The sequence below is a fragment of the uncultured Pseudokineococcus sp. genome (assembly GCF_947495735.1).
Classification (GTDB): domain Bacteria; phylum Actinomycetota; class Actinomycetes; order Actinomycetales; family Quadrisphaeraceae; genus Pseudokineococcus.
This window is the reverse complement of record NZ_CANMAA010000008.1, coordinates 146,864-162,975: the sequence shown is the minus strand read 5'-3', so window position 1 is coordinate 162,975 and position 16,112 is coordinate 146,864. Positions and strand designations below refer to the sequence as shown.

At 74.4% G+C, this 16,112-nt stretch carries 16 protein-coding genes and 1 pseudogene; 7 read left to right on the top strand and 10 right to left on the bottom strand.

Translation table 11 applies throughout. The features are described from left to right. Positions 1-225: IS30 family transposase (locus Q0848_RS12560; RefSeq protein ID WP_299038044.1), on the top strand; the 225-nt coding region annotated here is incomplete at its 5' end. 146 nt (positions 226-371) lie between these two features. After that, positions 372-545 (top strand): hypothetical protein, encoded by a 174-nt coding sequence (locus tag Q0848_RS12555; RefSeq protein ID WP_299038042.1) that lies wholly within the window; start codon positions 372-374, stop codon positions 543-545. A 153-nt stretch (positions 546-698) separates the two neighbouring features. Here Q0848_RS12555 and Q0848_RS12550 read toward each other — a convergent pair whose 3' ends face one another. Further along, a complete protein-coding gene (locus Q0848_RS12550) occupies positions 699-1,406 on the bottom strand; it encodes an SDR family oxidoreductase (RefSeq protein WP_299038041.1) in 708 nt (235 codons plus the stop codon). 141 nt (positions 1,407-1,547) lie between these two features. On the opposite strand from Q0848_RS12550, the gene Q0848_RS12545 reads away from it, so the two are divergent. Next, the gene (locus Q0848_RS12545) at positions 1,548-1,988 is read left to right on the top strand and encodes a MerR family transcriptional regulator (RefSeq protein ID WP_366146575.1); all 441 of its coding nucleotides are present in this window, start codon (positions 1,548-1,550) and stop codon (positions 1,986-1,988) included. A gap of 347 nt (positions 1,989-2,335) precedes the next feature. Continuing rightward, on the top strand, positions 2,336-2,851 hold the full coding sequence (locus Q0848_RS12540) for a hypothetical protein (protein WP_299038038.1): 516 nt from the start codon (positions 2,336-2,338) through the stop codon (positions 2,849-2,851). 129 nt (positions 2,852-2,980) lie between these two features. Here the strand turns inward: Q0848_RS12540 and Q0848_RS12535 are convergent, their stop codons facing one another. The 4 genes from Q0848_RS12535 to Q0848_RS12520 all read right to left on the bottom strand — a co-directional run bounded on the left by Q0848_RS12535 (position 2,981) and on the right by Q0848_RS12520 (position 5,859). Beyond that, entirely contained in the window at positions 2,981-3,490 is a 510-nt protein-coding gene (locus Q0848_RS12535) for a hypothetical protein (protein ID WP_299038036.1), read from the bottom strand. Between the two features lie 293 nt (positions 3,491-3,783). Further along, positions 3,784-4,098, bottom strand: coding sequence for a hypothetical protein (locus tag Q0848_RS12530; RefSeq protein WP_299038034.1), 315 nt, complete (start codon positions 4,096-4,098; stop codon positions 3,784-3,786). After that, positions 4,091-4,708: a recombinase family protein gene (locus Q0848_RS12525; RefSeq protein WP_299038033.1), complete on the bottom strand. Its 618-nt coding sequence runs from the start codon at positions 4,706-4,708 to the stop codon at positions 4,091-4,093. The genes Q0848_RS12530 and Q0848_RS12525 overlap by 8 nt, the downstream gene beginning before the upstream one ends. A 242-nt stretch (positions 4,709-4,950) precedes the next feature. Further along, positions 4,951-5,859: a LysR family transcriptional regulator gene (locus Q0848_RS12520; protein ID WP_299038031.1), complete on the bottom strand. Its 909-nt coding sequence runs from the start codon at positions 5,857-5,859 to the stop codon at positions 4,951-4,953. A gap of 244 nt (positions 5,860-6,103) precedes the next feature. Here Q0848_RS12520 and Q0848_RS12515 point away from each other — a divergent pair, with 244 nt between their 5' ends. Both Q0848_RS12515 and Q0848_RS12510 read left to right on the top strand, forming a co-directional pair. After that, entirely contained in the window at positions 6,104-6,982 is an 879-nt protein-coding gene (locus Q0848_RS12515; protein WP_299038050.1) for a DMT family transporter, read from the top strand. A gap of 535 nt (positions 6,983-7,517) precedes the next feature. Next, on the top strand, positions 7,518-8,687 hold the full coding sequence (locus tag Q0848_RS12510) for an MFS transporter (RefSeq protein ID WP_299038029.1): 1,170 nt from the start codon (positions 7,518-7,520) through the stop codon (positions 8,685-8,687). 93 nt (positions 8,688-8,780) lie between these two features. On the opposite strand, the pseudogene Q0848_RS19060 reads toward Q0848_RS12510, so the two are convergent. Continuing rightward, a pseudogene (locus tag Q0848_RS19060) lies at positions 8,781-9,327 on the bottom strand (recombinase family protein). 158 nt (positions 9,328-9,485) lie between these two features. Between Q0848_RS19060 and Q0848_RS12500 the strand changes: the two are divergent. Beyond that, positions 9,486-11,108, top strand: a complete 1,623-nt coding sequence (locus Q0848_RS12500) for a diguanylate cyclase (protein WP_299038026.1) — start codon at positions 9,486-9,488, stop codon at positions 11,106-11,108. Between the two features lie 70 nt (positions 11,109-11,178). Here the strand turns inward: Q0848_RS12500 and Q0848_RS12495 are convergent, their stop codons facing one another. The 4 genes from Q0848_RS12495 to Q0848_RS12480 form a co-directional block, all read right to left on the bottom strand. Beyond that, positions 11,179-12,846: an alpha/beta hydrolase gene (locus tag Q0848_RS12495; protein WP_299038023.1), complete on the bottom strand. Its 1,668-nt coding sequence runs from the start codon at positions 12,844-12,846 to the stop codon at positions 11,179-11,181. A gap of 361 nt (positions 12,847-13,207) precedes the next feature. Further along, positions 13,208-13,516 (bottom strand): hypothetical protein, encoded by a 309-nt coding sequence (locus Q0848_RS12490; protein WP_366146586.1) that lies wholly within the window; start codon positions 13,514-13,516, stop codon positions 13,208-13,210. 19 nt (positions 13,517-13,535) lie between these two features. Next, positions 13,536-13,910 carry a DNA polymerase ligase N-terminal domain-containing protein gene (locus tag Q0848_RS12485; protein ID WP_299038020.1) on the bottom strand — a complete coding sequence of 125 codons (375 nt, stop codon included), beginning with the start codon at positions 13,908-13,910 and terminating at the stop codon, positions 13,536-13,538. 157 nt (positions 13,911-14,067) lie between these two features. Beyond that, a complete protein-coding gene (locus tag Q0848_RS12480; RefSeq protein WP_299038018.1) occupies positions 14,068-16,059 on the bottom strand; it encodes a heavy metal translocating P-type ATPase in 1,992 nt (663 codons plus the stop codon). Between the last annotated feature and the right edge of the window lie 53 nt (positions 16,060-16,112).

The window sequence follows — 16,112 nt, the reverse complement described above, 5'->3', positions numbered from 1 at the left end:
ACCGACATGGACATCTACTTCTGCGACCCGCACGCGCCTTGGCAGCGGGCGACGAACGAGAACACCAACGGCTTGCTCCGCCAGTACTTCCCGAAGGGCACGGACCTTTCGGTGCACAGCCAAGAAGACCTGGACTGGGTCGCCGCCGAGCTCAACGACCGGCCACGGAAACGCTTAGGGTTCGCGAAGCCGATCGAGAAGATCGGACCGCTGCTGTTGCGATGACCGCCAGGATCCGCCGATCCTCATCCGGGCACGTCGCCTGGACAACACGGATCGGGGTGTCCACCGATCGTGCGGCGGTTCCCCATCGGCGATGTCGCGACCGGCGCTCAAGCCCTCCGTACATGATCTTCGCTAGGTTCGTCACCATGCGGACAGACGCGACGTTTCGATACGGCGGGGCGCTGCTCATCGCCCTGGTCTTCGGCCTCGTGCTCGGCTTCGCAGCGACCCCGACCGTCGGCGTGATCGTCGGGCTCGCCGCCGGCGTCGCCTGGCTCATCATCGGACTGATCAGTCAGCGAGGCACGAGGCGCACCTGACCACAGCGACCGTCCCTCAGTGGATCGCTGGCCGGACAGCGTCCCGCTGTCGATCGCTGGCCGGACAGCGTCCCGCTGTCGATCCCCTTCCGGGGGTCGTGAGTCGAGGCCCGGGTCGAGCATCGGCTCGTACGGCCGGTGCTCGTCGTCGGGTCAGGCGGTCAAGTGGGGTCCGTACAGCTCGCGGGGGTCGCGGGCGAGGGCGGCCTTGACGTAGCGGGCGGCGTCGTCGACGAGGACCTCGAGGTCGCGCGCCTCAAGCCCGGCGAGGGTGGCGGAGGCGACATCGGCGGGGTCGAGCTTGGGGACGTCGTAGTCGCGCATGAGGTCGGTGTCGGCGGCCCCCAGGTGTACTCCCAGGACGTGCGTGTGCTGGGCAGCGAGCTCCAGGCGCAGCCCATTGGTCAGCGCCCACTGCGCAGCCTTGGCCACGCTGTAGGACGTCACCCCGAGCGTGGAGGTCCACGACAGCACCGACAGGACGTTGACGAGGGCGCCACCACCGTTGCGGGCGAGGGCGGGGGCGGTGGCACGGGTGACCGCGAGAGTGCCCCACAGGTGGGTGTCCAGCTCAGCGCGCAGACCGTCGGGGTCGCCGTCGAGCAGGCCCTGGTAGCGGCTGACGCCGGCGTTGTTGACCACGAGCGTGACGTCGGCGGCGACCGCTGCGGCCGCGGCCACCGAGGCAGGGTCGGTGATGTCCAGGGCCAGGGCCTGGGCTCCCGGGAGGTCGACCTGGCGGGGGTCACGCGCTCCGGCGTAGACCTTGGCCGCGCCCTGCTCGAGCAGGGCGGCAGCGAGCGCGCGGCCGATCCCGCGGTTGGCGCCGGTAACCAGGGCAACGGATCCAGCGATCTTCACGTCATCTCCAGCGTGTCCGAGATGCCGCCGACGCCCGGGAGGGCGCCCCCGAGAGGTGTCGGAAGCGGCTGGCCTAGGTGGCCGCCGGTACGGTAAAAGCTCACGTCGACGTGAGAGGCAAATCGAGGTCGGCGCAGGAAGGTGGCAGCGGTGCGGATCGGTGATCTCTCGGCGCGGACCGGCATGAGCGTGCGCGCACTGCGCTACTACGAGGAGCAGGAGCTGCTGCCCAGCGACCGCAGCGCCTCAGGCCAGCGGCACTACGACGACACGGCCGTGGACCGCGTCCGTCTGCTGCAGATCTTCTACCGCGCCGGTCTGTCGAGCACGAGCATCCGACTGCTGCTGCCCAGCGTCGAAGCAGGGACGGCCGCCCCCGAGGCCATCGAGCACCTCCTCGACCAACGAGAGGCACTGGAGAGCAGGCTTCGGGAGCTCGAGGCCGCCGCCTCCCGCCTGGACGAGGTCATCACGGCCGCCACAGACCCGCTCCAACGATGCCGACACCCGCCCACCGCACCTCTCGAGCAGCACTCGACGGGATCCACGACGACGGCTCGAGATCGCAGGCCGTCGCCATAGGAACCCCGCAGACGGTGTGACCGCCGCGTCCGCACGCCGGCCCCTGGCGGCGCGGCCGGGACGCCACGAACAGGCGTCCACCCACTCTCCGAGGCTGTCCACTCACGATCGCCGGCCGGACAGCGTCCCGCTGTCGATCGTCGACCGGAGCACCGCGCCGAGACCTTCGGCTAGGAGTCGCGTCCTGCTCAAGAGCCCTGGCAGATGACTCCTACGGGTGAGGCCATCGCGTGGATGCACTTCCTGAGGCAGACGGTCGTCAGCATGGACGCATGCAGGTGGACCAGCGGGAGTCGCGGTACGCGGGCCAGCCACCCGCCCGGACACCGCGGTGGTGGTTGCTCCCCGTGGGCGCGTTGGTGACCGTCCTCGCCCTTGCCGTGCCCGCGGTTGCCGCACTGTGGTGGTGGGTCACCACACCTTCCGATGTCCCCGCCGCCGCGGCCGTCGATGAGCAGGCCATGGCCCTTGTCGAAGAGCGCCTCGCGCCGGTCCTTAAAGACTTCGATGCGGTCACGCTTCCGGCCAGTAGTGCCGCCGGCACCGAAGCCGCCACCGTCGAGGGCTGCTTCATCGACAGCGGGCAGACGCACGAGCCTTCCGCAGTACGGGTCTGGGACCTGCCCTCCACCGCCACCGGGGAGCAGGCGCTCGATGCGACCTCCGCGAGCAGGCAGGCGGCGCTGTCGATCGCCGAGCAGCTGCGCGACCTCGGCTGGGCCGGCGGCCAGAGGCTCACCCCTGCCGACTGGACCGAGCTGACGCTGACCCGCGACGGGTACGGCGTCACGGCCACGATCAACGCCTTCGGCGACGCCGTCTACCTCACCGCCGAGACCTCACCGAGCCAGGTCTGCTCGTAGCCGGTCCTCATCGCTGGCCGGACAGCGTCCCGCTGACGATCGACGTCCAGCAGGTGATGAGGCGCCGATTGGTCGAGGTGTCCCGGGCTGCGATGGGAGCGCCTCCGCCATTCGCGGGCGCTCCGGCCGCTAGCTCACGTCTTGGTGCCTCCGGGCGGCGTAGTCACTGCCTCGCCGGACGATCTCGTCCGCAGCCCAGGGGGCCGGCCAAAATTCGAACAGGTGATGTTCGACAAGCGGGTCGTCGTCGCTCACTACATCCGCCGCCGCGCCAGCGTCCATGCCCTTGACGGACATGCGGACTCGGTACTCGCCCCCAGCGCCCTCGAAGCCGTGCCCGGACTCGACAATGCCTTCGACGATGCCCCAGTGCTCACTGGAAGCCGTCAGGGACACCTCGACGACGTCCTCCCAAGAAGGATCGATTGGCGGAGCCGAGTCGCTGAGGGTGACGCGTACACCGACGAAACCTGAGTGGACGCCGCTGCTGACTGTGAGTTGTCCGAGCCTGGCTGCGCCCAGAATGCCGTTGGTCTGGCCCTCGAATGCCTCCTCCCAGACGTACTTGAGTTCGCCGCCAGTCCCCAGGTACATCTGGCGATAAGACACACGCGTCTTATCGTCGAGCAGAACTCGCATGACCACTCCAATCTCCGTGGGTGCCTGTCCCGCGGGGCCTTCACTCATCGTCGCCCACCAAGCCGAGTACGGAAGCAGAAGCGCACTGCTGCACTCGACCGGCCTACGGCACGAGCTGGTGCCCTCCCTGGGGCGTGTGGCCCGCGCAACGCGTCTCACTAGCCGACCCCCAACCGGTGACGCACCAGGTCAGAAGGCGGTCGAGCGTCCGCCTCGCATGCCGCGTCCCGGTTGACCCGTCCGGATGGCCAGTCCCGGACTGGGGCGTCGTACGGAGCACCGCCGCGGTCGACTCAGGGACGTCGCCAGCCCTGGGGTCGCCGTTGGGCGTACTGCTCGCGCAGGTCGGTCAGCGCCTGCTCGTCTCGCCAGGGCCAGTTCGCCTCGAGGTCGCGCCAGCTGAGGGCTCCGACGTCGGCGAGAGCTCGCGCGCTCACGTCGTCGGCGTCGGGCTTGCGGCGCGTGATGTCGGCATCACTGCGGCGCAGCCCGCAGCGCACCAGCACCTCGTGGAGCTCGGCGCGGGTGGTCGTCGCGACGACGCACTCGAGGTCGTGGCCGGTCCAGGGGTCGCGGGTCTCGATGGTCCAGACCTTGACCTCAGCCATGACCGGCCCCTCCCCTGGCACCGGCGCCCAACGCCGAGGCATCCTCGGCCGCGCCCTCGGCCAGGACCGTCCGGTAGAGGGTGGCCCGGCTGACGCCGAGGTCCTTGGCCACCGAGGTGACCGTGGCGCCAGGGCGGGCGAGCAGCGCCCGGGCGGCCTCGACCCGCGCGGGCGTCATCACAGTGGGTCGCCCGCCGACGCTACCGCGGACGCGGGCTGCCTCGAGGCCGGCGAGGGTGCGGTCGCGGATGAGCTGGCGCTCGAAGTCGGCCAGCGCGCCGAAGATCGAGAAGATCAAGCGTCCGCCGGCGGTGGTGGTGTCGATGGACTCGGTCAGGGAACGGAAGCCCACCCCCCTGCCCTCGAGCTCGGTGATCGTGGCGAGCAGGTGCGGCAGGGACCGCCCGAGGCGGTCCAGGCGCCAGACCACGAGGGTGTCCCCCGGCAGCAGGCGCTCGAGGAGCCGGGCGAGCTCGGGCCTGTCGTCACGGCCACCGGAGGCGACGTCGGTCCAGACCTGCGCGCAGCCGGCAGCGGTCAAGGCGTCGGTCTGCAGCGACGGGTCTTGGGCGGTGGTCGAGACGCGGGCGTAGCCGAGGGCGTGTCCCATGGCTCGGGAGCGTACGGAAACGGTCGGACACTGGTTCCGCGACACGGGGGTTTCGGACACGAGTTCCGGACGCCGATCCGCCAGCGTGTCGCCCGGCCGACGCAGCTGTCGCTCAAACGATCGGATTCGGTCGCGGACACCGCCGTTGTCGGGGAGCCACATCGCCGACTGGCGGATCGTGACGTGGTTGACCCTCGAGGGATTGGGCCTGAGGTTGACGTGACGTCGTGGGCTTGACGGGCTCAGCCGGCGGGGGGCTGCGCAGTTCGTAGTGCGTGGTTGAGGCTCTCGCGCGCAGCGCGGACGGCGGGGTGGGCCGCCGCTCCGACGCGGGTGCCGGTGTACAGGCGTCGGGTCGGGTGCCCGGGCAGCGGCAGCAGACGCACGCCGAGGTCTTGGCCGGTCGCGAGCAGGTCGGGCACCAGTGCGGCGGCGTGCCCGCTGCGGACGAGGTTGGCCTGCATCAGGGGGTCTGGCGTCTCGTAGCGCACGTCGGGTTCGAAGCCAGCGCTGCGGCAGAGTCCCCGCTGCCATCGGCCGGAGGCGCTGTCGGCGGGATCCATCGCCCACGGCGTGTCGGTCAAGGCGACCAGCGGGTCATGGCCTGGCGCAGAGCCGGCCGGAGCGGCCAGGCGAAGCTCGTCGTGGCCGAGCTGTTCCTCGTGCACGCCCGGTTGGCGCGCCAGGGGCAGTCCTGGGTACTCCTCGCCCAGGACGAGGTCGACGTCGTGGGCGAGCAGGGCGGCGGAGGACTCCTCGGGCTGCAGGTGCACGAAGGACAGCCGTAGGTGCGGGTGCTGGCTGGTTGAGGACGTCACGGCAGGGGGCACCAGGCGCAGCAGCGCCGAGCTGAAGGCGGCCACTCGCACCGTGCCGCGCACCTCGCTGACCGAGGCGGCCAGGTCTGCCTGCGCGACCTCCAGGCGCTGCAGGACCGCGTCGGCGTGCTCGACGAGCACGTGCCCCTGCGCGGTCAGCCGCACCCCGCGGCCCACCCGCTCCAGCAGCGGCACCCCGGCCTCGACCTCGAGCTGGGACAGCTGCTGGGAGACCGCCGACGGGCTGTAGGAGAGCGCCTTGGCGACCGCGGCCAGCGTGCCGCGCTGGGCCAGCTCGCTCAGCAGTCGCAGCCGGTGCACGTCCAGCACCACGCCACCCCTCTCCGCACCCAATCGTCAGCGAACGTGATGAGTGTTCATCACCAACGGTCGCTAGACCTGCAGTACTTAGCGGCCTCACGCTCGTTGCCATGCCCGCTATCAACCCCGTTGCCGCCTGTCCTGGTCGCCGGACGCCTCCCGGCACGTCCGGCAGTTCGCGCTCTGGAGGGCCGGGCGCGTGAGGACGCCGTTCGGGTCGACCCGTTCCGACGGTGGTCGCACTGCGCCGGTGGCGATGGTGCTGGGCTCGTGCATCTCGCTGCAGCTGGGCGCAGCGTGCGCCGCGCAGCTGTTCCCCCTCATCGGCCCGACGCCCTCCACGCTCCTGCGCATGGCCGTGGCCGCCGTGGTGCTGCTGGCCCTGACCCGTCCCCGCGCGCGTTCTCTGACCCGTCAGCAGTGGCGTGCGGTGGTGCTTCTGGGTCTGGCCCTGGCAGCCATGAACGGGTTCTTCTACGCCTCCATCGCCCGCATCCCCCTCGGCACAGCAGTCACCGTGGAGTTCCTGGGACCACTGGCGCTGGCGGCGCTGACCTCACGACGAGCCCGCGACTTCGCCTGGGTGGCCCTGGCCCTGGGAGGGGTGGTACTGCTCGGGCTCACCGGGCACGGCCCCGGGACCTCGAGCCTGGACCCGGTCGGGGTGATCTTCGCGCTAGTCGCCGGCGGGTTCTGGGCGGCCTACATCCTCGCCAATGCCCGCGTCGGAGCCCAGGCCCCGGGCCTGGGCGGACTGGCCCTGGCCACCGCCGTGGGCGCGTTACTCCTGCTGCCCCTGGGAGGTCTCGGAGCCGCACAAGCACTGGCACAGCCAGGCCTGCTCCTGCTCATCGCGGGCACCGGGGTCCTGGCCTCGGTGATCCCCTACTCCCTGGAGCTGTCCGCCCTGCGGCGCCTGGGCCCCGGCGCCTTCGGCGTCCTGCTCAGCCTGGAACCAGCGGTCGCGGCCCTCGCCGGCTGGCTGCTGCTCTCCCAAGGGATGCACCTGCTGGGAATCGTGGCGATCGCCCTGGTGGTCACCGCCAGCGCCGGGTCCACCCTCACCCGCGCCCCCCTGCGCACAACGGAACCCCCAGCTCTCGTGACGACGCCTCCCAACCACCACAAAGAGTGATCGCGCTGTTCACCGCCCTCGTGATCACAGCCTCCCTCGCCTGGGCCATCACTCTGGGACGCCAGGCTCTGCCCCGGCCACTGCGGACGCCGCTGTGGCGCTCGAGCGCCCAACAGCTGGGCTGGGACGCCACCCGGGGATGCCGCGAGCTCACCCGCCTGCACCACGAGCGCCGGCTCTCCGCTGGACCGACCCCACCAACCGCCCGACCAGCTAGCAACGCCCGCAGGCCAGGTCGCTGAGCGCGACGGCGTGGGTGAACGTTCCGACGCTGGGCCACCCGCGCCCCTGATCCCGAGCCGCGACACGCGGATGCATCGACAAGTGTCCGCAATGGGTGTCCGATGCTCCGGTGCCCGAGGCACCCACCGTTGTGCGACACCCTTCTGGACGCCCCCAAGGGACCCCGGCAGGCAAGTGTCCGGAAACGATCGGTTCGCTGGCGGGCAGTCAGGCTTCCGGTGTTCCATGCCTGGCGCCTGCTCGAGTCGGCTGGTCTCGAGAACCGGGTCTGGTCAAGTGAGAGGGTGCGCGCGTGGAGGCCTTGACGGTCAGGGTCGCCGTCGGGGGCGCTGCGGTCGTCGGCGTCGCCTTCGGGATGGCCCGCTACGTCTACGGCCTGACGCTGCCGGACCTGCGCGCGGAGTTCGGGATGAGCGAGCTGCTGCTCGGTCTGGTCGCCAGCGGCACCTTCGTCGGCTACCTCCTGGGCCTTCTCGGTGCCCCTCGCCTGTCGGCTCGGCGAGGACCGCGGGCACCGACGACCGTGGGAGGCGTGTGCGGGGTCGCAGGGTGCGCTGTGGTCGCGGTCGCTCCTTCACCCTCGGTCCTGGCAGTCGGCGCGGTCCTGGCGGGAAGCGCCGCCGGCTGGGTGTGGGCTCCGTACTCCGACATCGCTGCTGCGGCTGTGCCGCGTCGCGACCGCCCGGCTGTGCTGGCGGTGATCACCACGGGCACCAGTGCCGGTCTGGTCGCGCTGGCCGGGCTGAGCGTGCTCACCGGGGCCGCGTCGTGGCGGTGGACCTGGGCGGGCATCGCCGGCGCGGCCGCGGTCGCCGCTGTCGTGAACCTGCGTGCGGTGCCGCGGCTGCCTGCTCACCGCACCGACGCGGAAGGCCCTCGAGCGTCGCCGCTGCGCCGGGCCATGGCGCGCCCCCTGGTCTACGCCGTCCTCTACTTCGCCGCCACCACCGTCTACTTCACCTACGTCAGCGACGTCGCCCGCACCGGCGGGCGGGGTGCGGGGGTAGCGGCCCTGATCTTCGCCCTCGTCGGTGCCGGCGGACTCGTCGGGCTGCGCACGGGCCGAATCGCCCAGGCCGTCGGCGCACCCGTGGTCGCCGTCGTGAGCGTCGGCGTGGTCGGCGGCGCGCTCGTGCTGCTGGCCCTGGGGCGCGCGTCGCTGCTGCTGGTCCTGCTGTCCGCGGTGCTCTTCGGGGTGGGCTACATGGTCGGCTCGGCGGTCCTGGCCATCTGGACCGCGCAGGTGGTCGCGGACCGGCCCGGTGACGGCTTCACCGTGGCCCTGGTGGTCGGGGCCCTCACCTCGATCGCGGCGCCTGCGGTGATGGGCGCCCTGATCCCCCTCGTCGGGCTCCCGGTGATGCTCGCGGCCGTCGCCGTGGTCACCGTCAGCGGCGCCCTCGTCGTCGCGGCAGCGCCACGGCTGCGCGCGGGACTTGTTCTAGGGCGAGGGCATCGCTGACCCGTGCCCGTGCCCGCGTGGCGACGTCCAGCCGGAGGAAGACACCGGGGCTACCCCCTTGAGCGACTCCCTCGGACGGCAGACACCGCGTGGTCACTCCCGCTGCAGCGGTGAATCCTGCGGCGCGGCGGTGATCTGCTCGGGCGGTCGGGGTGGCAGGTGGCGGTACAGGCTGGTACGGGCGATGCCGGTCTTGGCGACGATGTCGGTGATGGTGTGCCCGCCCTCGCGCAGGAGCACCGCGTAGGCGAGCTCGTCCGGGTCGACGACGGCAGGCCGGCCGATGCGCCGACCCTTGGCCGCCGCCACCGAGCGGGCGTGCGCGGCGCGCTCGACGGTGCAGGTCCGCTCCATCTGCGCGAACAGCGCCAGCAGCACCACCGCCAGCTGGGCCATCGGGGTCCTCCGGGCGGGAGGAGTCGACCCGGATCGGGTCGGCGAGGGTGCGGACCCCGATGCCGGTCTCGGTGAGCTCGTGGATCAGGTTCAGGGTGTCCCGGACGGTGCGCCCGAGCCGGTCCAGGGTGTGCACCACGATCACGTTCCCGGGCCGGGCATGAGCCAGCGCGGCGCGGAGGCCGGGCCGGTCGGTGGTGGCGCCGGACCGTCCCACTTCCAAGCGAGTGGCACGGTCCCTCACGCCCGACGACCGCCGTCCCGAGCGCTGGGCCGTCCGGGTCGCAGCGCGCCCGAGGTGCTGCGCCGGTCGGGTCCCGGCGCCCGGGAGGTGCTACGCCGATCGGGCCGCATGACGCGTCGCCCCGGATGGGGGCGCGGGCGCCGGGGGAGTATCGGGCCGTGCCCACGCCTTCCGTCGCCCAGCTGCTGCCCCTCGGGCGCCAGCGGCCGCGGCCCGTGAGCGCGGACCGGGGTGCTCCGGAGGTGGCCGGCCCCGGCGGGGCGAGCGTCCTGCACCTGGAGCACCACCCGGTGCGCGCGCCGCGCGCCGCGCGTCTGCTCGTCGTCGCCGCCCTCGCGCTGGCTCTCGCCGTGGCGGCGGCGGTTGCGGCCCTCGCCGCGCCCGGCTCGTCGCCCGCCGGGGCGTGGGTCCTCGCCGGGGTCCACCTCGTCTCCCTCGGCGTCCTCGCCCGCCGCACCGCGCGGCCCGGCGAGCGGTGGATCTGGCGGCTGGCCCTCGTCGCCGCGGTGCTGCTCGGGGTCGCCCTCTGCGGCAGCGTCCTGGTGGCCCCCGCGGGGACGGGCGCCGCGACCCCGTGGTTCGCGCCGGTGCCCGTCCTCGCCCTGTCGCTGGGCGTCCTGGTCCTCCTCGTCAGCCAGATGCTCCTGCTGCGGGTCCGTCTGCGCCTCGCCGGGCCCTACGGCTGGTTCGACATCACCGCCGGCTTCCTCGCCAGCGCCGCCGTCGCCTGGGCCGTCTTCGTCGAGCCGCTGCGCGCGGCCACCGGCCTCAGCACGACCCAGGCCTGCCTGGCGCTCGTGCCCGCGACCGGGGCGCTCCTGTCCTTCGGCTTCATGATCACGAGCGCGACTGTCAGCGGCGGGTGGGTCGACGGCCGCGTGCGCGCCGTCGTCGCCGGCTCGGTCGTCCTCCTCGCGGGCACCTGGGGCGCGGTGGTCCTGCTCCTGGTCGACCTCCCGCTGACCGGCCGACCCCCGGGGCAGGACGCCGTGGGGGCGGGCCTCGCGGGCGCCCTGGTGCTCGCCGTCCTGCTGCTGGCCCTCGGCGCCGCGCTGCCGCCGCCGTGCGCGGTGGAGCTGCGCGACGAGGACCAGCGCACGGCCGGCATCGGCCCCGTCGTCCTGACGGTCGAGTCCCTCGTCGTCCTGCTCCTCGGGCAGGTGGTCGAGGTGCCCCTGGCCGCCGCCGTCGCCGCCGCGCTGGGCGTCGTCGCCAGCTCGGCCAAGGTGGTCCTGCTCCTCGGCACGCTGACGGCCTACCACCGCGCGCGGCAGGAGGCCGACACCGACGAGCTGACCGGGCTGGGCAACCGCCGGGTGCTCCGCGAGCACCTGGACCGCTCGGTGGGCGAGCCCACCGCTCTGGCCCTGCTGGACCTCGACGGCTTCAAGGCCGTCAACGACACCCTCGGCCACGCCGCCGGCGACGAGCTGCTGCGCCGGGTCGCCGACCGCCTGCGCGGCGCCGCCGGACCCCGCGTCCACCTCGTGCGCCTCGGCGGCGACGAGTTCGCCCTCGTCCTGCCCGGCGCCGGGGCCGACGCGGCCGCCGCGCGGGCGGCGGCCGCGCTGGCCGCGCTCGAGGCGCCCTTCGCCCTCGAGAGCGGGGACGTGGCGGTCGGCGCCAGCGCCGGCGTCAGCGCCGCGCCCGAGCACGGCCCCGGGGGCGGCGCGCTCCTGCGCCGCGCCGACGCCGCCATGTACCTCGCCAAGGAGGCGCGCGGGGGCGTCGTCGTCCACGCGGCGCACCCCGGCGCCGCCGTGCCGCAGCCCCGGTCCTGAGGGTCGGGAGCCGGGGACCGGGAGCCGGTGCCCCGCCCGGCGACGCGCTCGCGCCGCCGGGCGGGAGGGGTCAGCGCCCGGCCACCGTCGCCGGGAGCGCGGCGGCCACGACGTCGGCCCTGGCGTCCGGCGCGGCCGCGGCGAGCGTCATCGGGATCGGGTCGAAGGGCCGGCGGTCGGGCTGGCAGACCGTCCCCTCGGCGGGGAGCTCGACGTCGACGAGGTAGCGCGCCACGGCGGCGTCCACGCAGGCGCTCTCGCCGATGGCGGTGTGGCCCCAGCCGTCGAGCGTCAGCAGGCGGCTGCCGGGCAGCTGCTCGGAGACCGTGACCGCGTCCCAGTAGGGCGTCGCGGGGTCGTAGCGGGTGCCGACGACCAGCACGGGCGACGACGTGGTCGCGTCCCACGGCCCGGTGTACCGGCTCGTGCCCTCGGGGCGCACCGGCCAGGTGGCGCAGGGCAGCTCGCCCCACACCCACGCCGCGCCGAAGTACGGGCCCTCGCGGTCGGCCTGCGCCGCGGAGTCCCGCCACAGGCGCTGCCGCAGCGGGTTGTCGCTGTCGGTGCACAGGACGCCGTCGGTGCCCTCGCGCAGCTGCACCGGCTCGTCCTCGCGCTCGGGCAGCCTCGCCTCGAGGCGCGCCAGCGCGTCCCGGGCCGCCACGGCCGTGCTTGCGCGGGCCGGGCCCCGGGCGTCGACGGCGTCCAGCAGCGCGTCGACGTAGGAGGCGAGCGCGGGGTAGGCCGAGGGCGAGTACAGCCCGCCCAGCGAGGTGCTCACGAGGTCGGCGTACGTGGTGGTCAGCGTGCCGCCCTCCCCGTCGGGCAGCTGCAGCGGCCGCGCGAGCAGGGCGTCGGCCAGCCGGTCGTACTGCTCCGAGGGGCTCTCGGCCTCCCCGGCCAGGTCGCACCGCTCCGGTCCCGCCGCGGTGCACTCGTCGAAGAGCGCGAGCAGGGTGCCGTAGGCGCCCTCGCCGGTGCGCAGGCGCAGCGACGTCGTCTCGGTGCGCGCCTCGCGCGGGCTCGCCCCGGTCGTCCACGCCACCGGCTCGATGACGGCGTCGATCAGCACGGCGCGCACGCGGCCCGGGAAGAGGTTCGCGTAGACGTCGCCCAGGTGGGTCCCGTACGAGTACCCCGCGTAGGTCAGACCGTCGTCGCCGACGGCCTGCCGGAGCAGGTCCAGGTCGCGGGCGACGTCGGCCGTCGTCATGTGCTCGATGACGGGGTCGCTGCCCACCGAGGCCGCGCACGCGTCGGTGTACTCGCGGTGACCGGCGTCGAACCGCACGACCTCCCGGGTGGTGACGGGGAAGGCGGGCAGGTCGCCGAGGGCGTCCAGGCCCGCCTCCAGCGAGGGGAAGCAGGTCAGCGGCGTGCTGCGCGCGACGCCGCGCGGGTCCATGCCGACGACGTCGAAGCGCTCCAGCACCTCGGCGTCGAAGGCGCCCTGCGCGCTGTCGACGAACGTGACGCCGGAACCGCCGGGGCCACCGGGGTTGAGGAAGAGGGTGCCCAGGCGCCGCTCGGGGTCCCCGGCGGGCAGCTTCTTGAGCGCCAGGTCGATCGTCGGGCCGGTCGGGTCGTCGTGGTCCAGCGGCACGGCGGCCGTGGCGCACGTGAACGCGCCGGCGTCGACGCCGGCGCGGCTCCAGCTCTCCGGGCACGCCCCCCAGCCGAGCGCCGGCACCGCTGCTCCCGCCTCCGGTGCGGGCGGCGCGGCGCTCGCGGACGCCACCGGGAGCAGCAGCGCGGCGCCGACGGCGAGCGCGGTCCCGGCGGCGCGGCCCCGTCCGGCCCCTGCCCGCTGCCCGAGGTCGCTGACTCCTCGCGGACGTCCTGAGCGCCTGCTCGACCTGCTCGACCTGTGCGTCCTGGAGCGCATGCTCACCTCGGCGTGGCGGGCCGCCGCGCCGGGCACGGCGGCAGCGAAGGGGCGCACCGGACGATGCGCCTCAGACCGGGCGGACAGTACGGCCAGATCCGCGGTCGTGGGCGGGTACGGGCGGGAACGCGCGCGGTCGTCCGCGGTCGGGCGCGGGGACCAGCGCGCCTCCTTCCCTCCCGGTCCGATCGGCGCAGCCGGGTCCGGCCGGAGATCAGGTGGGCTCCACCTGGGCGAACCACTCGGCGTACGGCGTCGTGCGGGCCAGGTGCCGGGTGAGGTCGGGCGCGCCGTCGTCCCACCACACGGGGCCCCGCTCGCCCAGGGCGTGCTTGGCGGCGTCCACCCGCGCCCGCGCGGCCTCGCGGCCGGCGTCGTCCCCGGCGCGCATCGCCGCGCCCTTGGCCCGGCGGGCGGACATGAGCTCCGAGGTCAGCGCCGCGCGCTCCTCCGGGTCCAGCCGGGGGTCGGTGCAGCGCCACAGCCGGCCGCGGACCACGAGGTAGCGCCCGTCCGGGGTGATCAGCGGCACGGGCGCGAGGCTACGGCGCAGCCTGCGGCTGCTCCCGCGTGAGCAGCAGCAGCCAGTCGCGCGCCGTGCGCACCAGGGCGTAGCGGCGGGGCCCGCCGCGCCCGTGCAGGGTGAGCACCAGGCGGCGCTCGTCGCGGCTGTGCTCCTCCCACCAGCCCGTGTCCGCCACGGTCTTGGACTCGTCCTCGTAGCCCAGGTGGTCCAGGTCGTGGTCGGGCACCGCGACGGCGAGGCGGCGCTGGCCCCGCTCCTGCGGCAGGCCGCGCGGCAGCGCCCACGAGCGCAGGACGCCGCCCTCCTCCAGGCGCAGGTCCAGGTGCGGCGTCGGGCGCCGGTGGTCGTGCAGCACGAAGGCCGGGCACTCGTCCACGCCGTCGTCGTCCACACCCCATCGTCGTCCCGGTCGGCCCCGCGGCGCCTCCCCGGTCCGTCGCCCGCAGACGGGGAGGACGAAGACCGCGTCACGGAGCGTCGTCGCAGGTCAGGAACCTGCGACGCCACGGCGGCAGGACGTCGTCCTCCTCGTGCGCGGGCTGCGAGGCTCAGGCGGCCGGGGCCCGCCAGGCGCGGGAGGAGAGCAGCCGCAGGCCGTTGAGGGCGACGAGGACGGTGGAGCCCTCGTGGCCCGCGACGCCGAGCGGCAGGGGCAGGTGCCAGAAGAGGTCCCAGGTGACGAGGACGACGATGACGGTCCCGGCGATCACGAGGTTGGCGCGGACCACGCGCCGAGCCCGGGCGGCCAGGTGCAGCACGGCGGGGACGGTGCGCAGGTCGTCGCGGACGACGACGGCGTCGGCGGTCTGCAGCGCCAGGTCCGAGCCCCGGCGCCCCATCGCCAGGCCGGCGTGCGCGCTCGCCATCGCGGGGGCGTCGTTGATGCCGTCGCCGACCAGCGCGAGGCGCCGCCCCTGCGCCTGCAGGGCGTCGACGTGGTCGGCCTTGTCCTGCGGGAGCAGGCCGGTGCGGACGTCCTCGATGCCGGTGGCCCCGGCCACGCGCGCGGCAGCCCGGTGGTGGTCGCCGGTGAGCAGGGCCGGCGGGTGGGCGGTGGCGAGCGCCAGGGCGGCGACGGCGGGGGCCGCCTCGGGGCGGATCTCGTCGGCCAGGGCGAGGACGGCCACGGGCCGGCCCTCGAGCAGGACGACGGCGGTGCTCCAGCCGCGCGCCTCGGCGTCCGCGACGGCCTCGGCGAGGTCCTCGGGCGGCGGCCCGTCGGCGGCGAGGGCGGTGGGCGCGCAGACCTCGACGCGGCGGCCCCCGACGAGGGCCGAGACGCCGCGGCCGGGCGCGGCGTCGAAGTCGGTGACGTCCGCCTCGTCCCGCAGCCCCCGGGACCGGGCGGCGTCGACGACCGCCGCGGCCAGGGGGTGCTCGCTGAGGCGCTCGGCGGCGGCGGCCAGGCCCAGGGCGGCGTCCTCGTCGACCGGCGCGCCGGTCAGCACCTGGACGCGCGCGAGCTGCGGGGCGCCCAGCGTGAGGGTGCCGGTCTTGTCGAGCACCACCTGGTCGACCTCGGCGAGCCGCTCCATCGCCACGGCCGACTTCACCAGCACGCCGTGGCGACCGGCGTTCGCCATCGCGGCCAGCAGCGGGGGCATCGTGGCGAGGACCAGGGCGCACGGCGAGGCGACGATCATGAACGTCATCGCCCGCAGGAGCGCGTCCTCCAGCGGGGCGCCGAGGAGCAGCGGGACCGTGAACAGCGCGAGCGTGGCCACCACGACGCCCACGGAGTAGCGCTGCTCGACCTTCTCGATGAACAGCTGGCGGGTCGCCTTGGTCGAGGAGGCCCGCTCGACCATCGCGCCGATGCGGGCGACGAGGGAGTCCCCGGACGCGGCCTCCACCCGCACCCGCAGGGAGCCGGTGCCGTTGAGGGTGCCGGCGTAGACGGCGGCGCCGACCCCCTTGGCCGCGGGCACCGACTCACCGGTCACCGACGACTCGTCGACCTCGCTCGCCCCGGAGACCACGACGCCGTCGGCGCCGACCTGCTCGCCGGGGCGCACCAGCACCTCGTCCCCGACCCCGAGGTCGGCGACGTCGACGTCCTCCGGCGCGACCGGCACCGACCCGTCGGGGGCGCCCCGGGCGACGAGGTGGGCCCGCTCGGGGGCCAGCTCGAGCAGGGCGCGCACCGAGTCCTCCGTGCGCCGGGTCGTGAAGGCCTCCAGCGCACCGGACGTCGCGAAGATGACGATGAGCAGGGCCCCGTCGAAGACCTGGCCGATCGCCGCGGCGCCGACGGCCGCCACGACCATGAGCAGGTCGACGTCCAGGGCGCCCTCGCGCAGGGTCCGCAGACCCGCGAGCGCCGGCTCCCACCCCCCGGCCGCGTAGCAGGCGAGGTAGAGGGACCAGAAGACGCCCGGGGGCGCACCGGCGAGCTGAGCCAGCGCACCGACGGCGAAGAGCGCCAGCGCGACGGCCGCCCACCGCACCTCGGGCATCGCCACCAGCTCCCGCCCGCCGAGGCGGGGCGGCGCGGCGAGCGCGGCCGGCGCGTCGGGCGGGGCGGAGGTCGTCGCCGTCATGCCGCCGGACCCTACACATGCTCATGCGTTCATGTGACGGAGCCTAGAGTGCC

Bases quoted from the DNA above. Each gene is read 5' to 3' on its own strand.
- Q0848_RS12480 (WP_299038018.1), bottom strand. From the start codon at position 16,059: ATGACGGCGACGACCTCCGCCCCGCCCGACGCGCCGGCCGCGCTCGCC.
- Q0848_RS12515 (WP_299038050.1), top strand. From the start codon at position 6,104: ATGGTGCTGGGCTCGTGCATCTCGCTGCAGCTGGGCGCAGCGTGCGCC.
- Q0848_RS12555 (WP_299038042.1), top strand. From the start codon at position 372: ATGCGGACAGACGCGACGTTTCGATACGGCGGGGCGCTGCTCATCGCC.
- Q0848_RS12535 (WP_299038036.1), bottom strand. From the start codon at position 3,490: ATGCGAGTTCTGCTCGACGATAAGACGCGTGTGTCTTATCGCCAGATG.
- Q0848_RS12530 (WP_299038034.1), bottom strand. From the start codon at position 4,098: ATGGCTGAGGTCAAGGTCTGGACCATCGAGACCCGCGACCCCTGGACC.
- Q0848_RS12525 (WP_299038033.1), bottom strand. From the start codon at position 4,708: ATGGGACACGCCCTCGGCTACGCCCGCGTCTCGACCACCGCCCAAGAC.